Below are 1,263 nucleotides of genomic sequence, written 5' to 3'. Positions count from 1 at the left end.
CCGGGCGGCGTGACTTACGCCTTCCAGCTCGACGGCAGCACGGTCGAGACCAACACCTCCGGCCAGTACACGCTCGGCTTCGGCGATGCGGGCAAGGTGCTCTCGGTGGTCGCGAGCTACACGGATGCGCAAGGGCACGCCGACATCGCCTCGGTCGCCGGCGGCAGCGTGGCGGACGCGAACCAGGCCGGCAGCGTCCTGCTGTCGGGCTCGGTGACGGAAGGCGAGACCGTCAGCGCCAGCCTGTCGGACCCGGACGGGGTCCCGGCACCGGGGGGCGTGACTTACGCCTTCCAGCTCGACGGCAGCACGGTCGAGACGAATACGTCCGGCCAGTACACCCTCGGCTACGCCGATGCCGGCAAGGTCCTCTCGGTGGTCGCGAGCTACACCGATGGCCAGGGCCACGCCGGCATCGTCTCGGTTGTGGGTGGCACCGTCACGGACGTGGACCGCGCCGGCAGCGTCCTGCTGTCTGGCCTGGTGACGGAAGGCCAGACGATCAGCGCCAGCCTGTCGGACCCGGACGGGGGCCCGGCACCGGGGGGCGTGACTTACGCCTTCAAGCTCGACGGCAGTACGGTGGAGACCAACACGTCCGGCGAGTTCACCCTCGGCTACGCCGATGCCGGCAAGGTCCTCGCGGTGGTCGCGAGCTACACGGATGAGCAAGGACACGCGGACATCATCTCGGCGGTGGGTGGCAGCGTCACGGACGTGGATCGCGCCGGCAGCGTCCTCCTGTCCGGCTCGGTGGCGGAGGGCGAGACCGTCAGCGCCAGCCTGTCGGACCCCGATGGCGTGCCGGCAGCCGGCGGCGTGACTTATGCCTTCCAGCTCGACGGCAGCACGGTGGAGACCAACACCTCCGGCCAGTACACGCTCGGCTACGCCGATGCCGGCAAGGTGCTCTCGGTGGTTGCCAGCTACACCGATGCGCAGGGCCATGACAGTGTGGTGGCGGCTGCGGGCGGCACCATCACGGACGTGAATCGCGCCGGCAGCGTCCTCCTGTCGGGCTCGGTGGCGGAGGGCCAGACCGTCAGCGCCAGCCTGTCGGACCCGGACGGGGTCCCGGCGCCGGGGGGCGTGACTTACGCCTTCCAGCTCGACGGCAGCACTGTGGAGACCAACACCTCCGGCCAGTACACCCTCGGCTACGCCGAGGCCGGCAAGGTCCTCGCGGTGGTTGCGAGCTACACCGATGCGCAGGGCCACGCGGACATCGCCTCGGCGGTGGGTGGCACCGTCACGGACGTGGAT

At 70.5% G+C, this 1,263-nt stretch carries 1 pseudogene; it reads left to right on the top strand.

The features are described from left to right. Positions 1–1,263 (top strand): annotated as a pseudogene (locus tag ASF20_RS24430) (hypothetical protein); the annotation flags it as partial.

Source organism: Methylobacterium sp. Leaf88 (assembly GCF_001422795.1).
GTDB lineage: Bacteria > Pseudomonadota > Alphaproteobacteria > Rhizobiales > Beijerinckiaceae > Methylobacterium.
Note: the sequence above shows the minus strand (reverse complement) of the source record. Positions and strands in the feature narration are given on the sequence as shown.